The organism is Chloroflexota bacterium, assembly GCA_026713825.1.
Classification (GTDB): Bacteria; Chloroflexota; Dehalococcoidia; order Lucifugimonadales; family UBA1127; genus UBA1127.
Genome location: JAPONS010000040.1, coordinates 1 through 2,555, shown reverse-complemented (window position 1 = coordinate 2,555; position 2,555 = coordinate 1). Strand labels below are relative to the sequence as shown.

At 69.0% G+C, this 2,555-nt stretch carries 5 protein-coding genes; all 5 read right to left on the bottom strand.

The annotated features are described in order from the left end of the window. On the bottom strand, positions 1-264 hold a 264-nt coding region (locus OXC99_04485), incomplete at its 3' end, for a hypothetical protein (GenBank protein ID MCY4624247.1). A 43-nt stretch (positions 265-307) separates the two neighbouring features. Next, positions 308-712 carry a hypothetical protein gene (locus OXC99_04480; protein MCY4624246.1) on the bottom strand — a complete coding sequence of 135 codons (405 nt, stop codon included), beginning with the start codon at positions 710-712 and terminating at the stop codon, positions 308-310. Next, the gene (locus OXC99_04475) at positions 709-1,212 is read right to left on the bottom strand and encodes a hypothetical protein (GenBank protein MCY4624245.1); all 504 of its coding nucleotides are present in this window, start codon (positions 1,210-1,212) and stop codon (positions 709-711) included. Before OXC99_04475 ends, OXC99_04480 begins: the two co-directional genes overlap by 4 nt. Positions 1,213-1,302: 90 nt before the next feature. Further along, on the bottom strand, positions 1,303-2,175 hold the full coding sequence (locus tag OXC99_04470) for a Rad52/Rad22 family DNA repair protein (protein MCY4624244.1): 873 nt from the start codon (positions 2,173-2,175) through the stop codon (positions 1,303-1,305). Between the two features lie 136 nt (positions 2,176-2,311). Beyond that, positions 2,312-2,555, bottom strand: a 244-nt coding sequence (locus OXC99_04465; GenBank protein MCY4624243.1) for a hypothetical protein, incomplete at its 5' end; no start/stop codon positions are given.

Below are 2,555 nucleotides of genomic sequence, written 5' to 3'. Positions count from 1 at the left end.
GTCCTGGGGATCGGGGGCGTCCACCTGCCAGCCCGCCCGCTCCATCGCCCGCACCACCACCGGCTCCAGGGCGTTGCCCGCCTCCATCGCCGTCAGCGATTCCTCCGTGGGGGGATTCGTGGGCTGATACCCGGTAGCCGAGTACCAGAGGGAACGGCGGCAGCCCAGGGCCGACGAGGCCCGCACCACAAGCTCACCTTCCTCGTTTATCTGCGCAGCGGGGCGGGAGAAGACCTCCGCCCTGTCGTCCATCGTCGTTGTCATCGTCTGTACCTCCTTGTGTCCGATAGGTGATGGGAAGGGGCGTTCACGCTGCCGCCTTCACCTCCGTGTCCTGCTTCGCCTCCCTCTCTTCCCTGGCTTTCAGGTGCGCCTTGAGGATGTGGGCGATGCCGTCGCCGAGGCCGTGGACGGGCACGCTTCTGCCGTCACCCAACAGGTTCCAGAAGGGCTGCATCTCCTGGATGCCCTGCATCTGGTCGATGACCTCCTCCAGCGGGGTTCCCCTGCGCAGGTGCAGGGAGATGAGGCGGCAGGCAAGCTCGGTAACGCCGTGCTGGAACGAGCCGCCCTTTCCCAGGAAGCCGAAGACCTCGAAGGGCTCCCCGTCCTCGTCCAAGGAGACCGTGACGAACAGGTTGCCGAACTCCGTCTGGAGCTTGGTCGTCGTGCTGGGTAGGCTGCGCGGCCTGGACCGCGTCCCGGCGGTCACGGCCTTCCCCCTTCCGGCAGGCAGACCGGGCGCGTCCGGGTGCACTCGATGGCTTCCATCCGTCCGTACTTCCTCACCATCTCCGGGTCGCCGGCGAAGGACTCGGCCTCGATGCGGGTGTCGAACCGCTCGGAGGACTCCCACCCATAGGCTCCCCAGTAGATGAAGACGTGGTAGTGGAGGCCCGGCGGGTAGTGGCGGACGAAGGGGAGCGCGGGGGCGTACCTCTCGAAGTAGTCCGCCACGATGAGGGCCATCTCCCGGTCCCGGTCGTCGCCGATGTCCAGGAGCAGCCGCACGATGGGCTCCTCGCAGTCCTCCTCGGCGAAGGTCGGCGTGAGCATCGTGTCGCGGACGGCGGCGGGAAGCTCGTCCCACCGCTCCCGGCTGAGCTTCAGCCCGCCGTGCGAGGGCGTCGTGACCCGCAGGATGCCGTCCGCCAACTCCTCAACGTCGTGCGTCCAGCCCCAGGGTGTGTAGGTTGCAGTCATGGTGGTCATCGGTCCTGTCCTCCCTTTCCTGTAGTGAAGGAGCGGGGCAGCCCCCGGAGGAGACGGCCCCGCTCCGTTGTGCCGGTCTGTCCGGTCGAACTAGGCGGCCTGTTGCGCCTGCTCCTGCTGCATCTGCCGGAGCTTGTTGGCGGCGGCCTCCACCAGCGGCCCGAGCTCGGCGGCCGTCAGGTCGTCGATGTCCTTGCCCGTCCGGTCCGTGACGGCGCTCCGCACCTGGCCCTCGTCGAGGCCCTGCTCGGATGCGATCTCGATGAGCCGCTTGCGCAGGGTCTTCACCTGGGCGTCGTTGCGGCCCCTGGCCTGCGTCTGCGGCTGGGCGGGCCTGCCGCTGGGTTGCGCCTGGGACTGCCTGCCGTTGTCCCTGGCCTGCGTGGGTACCCGCTCCGGCTGAGGAGCGCTCGCCGACTGGTCGCCGTAGAAGGCGTTTCCGAACTGGCCGCCGAAGCTCCTGAAGGCACGCTTCAGCCCGTCGGTCACCGCGCCCTTCATCGCCGTGTCGTGCCCGTCGAAGTTGTCCTCGGTGACCGGGTGGACGCCGAGGTCGGTGCGGGGCAGAGCGCCAGCGACGGTGACCCGGACGGGTGCGCTGTAGCCGAGCGAGACCTTCACCTCGCCGGTCTGGCCATCGACCGTCTCGATTGTGCGCAGCGTCACGTCGCCGACCAACTCGTACCCCCAGCCTCCGTAGCCGAATATCCGGTTCGCCTGGTCGATGACGGCGTGCCCTTCGAGGTAGTCGAAGGTCCTGCCGCCGCGCCCCTTGCGCTGGGAGACCAGCGCGGGGTCGATGGGCTGTCCGAGGGACTGCGTGACGGCGGGCGAGAGCCCGTCCCAGAGCAACTCGTGCTCGGTGACGATTGCGGCGTCGGGCTTGTGCCCGTTGCCGTTGACGTGGACGAGGCCGTTGCCCGTCCCGTTGGGGTGGTGTCCGTTGTTGTTGCCGTTAGACATTGCTTGTCTCCTTCTCTGACGTGTTGTTCCTGTAGCGAATGACCGATGGGCGGAATCCCGACGGGAGTCCGTGTGCGGGCAGAGCCCGGCGCGAAATGGGCATAGGTCCTCCTTGGTGGGGAGCGGCGGGAAGACGCTAGCGGGCGGAGCGGGCGGCCTGCGAGAGCAGGCGGAGGAAGACGCTCCGTCCGTGGGGAAGGCCCGCGAGCTCGCCCACGTCGCCGACGCCTTGGGGGAGGGCGACGACGGCGGCCCTGCGCCCGAGCAGGGTCAGAAGCCCGTCCGTCGCCTCCCGGCCCGCATCGTCGTTGTCGAAGGCGAGGAAGACGCGGGGGCAGCCCCGCAGGGCGGAGGCGATGCGCTCCATGCCCTGGGCGCCG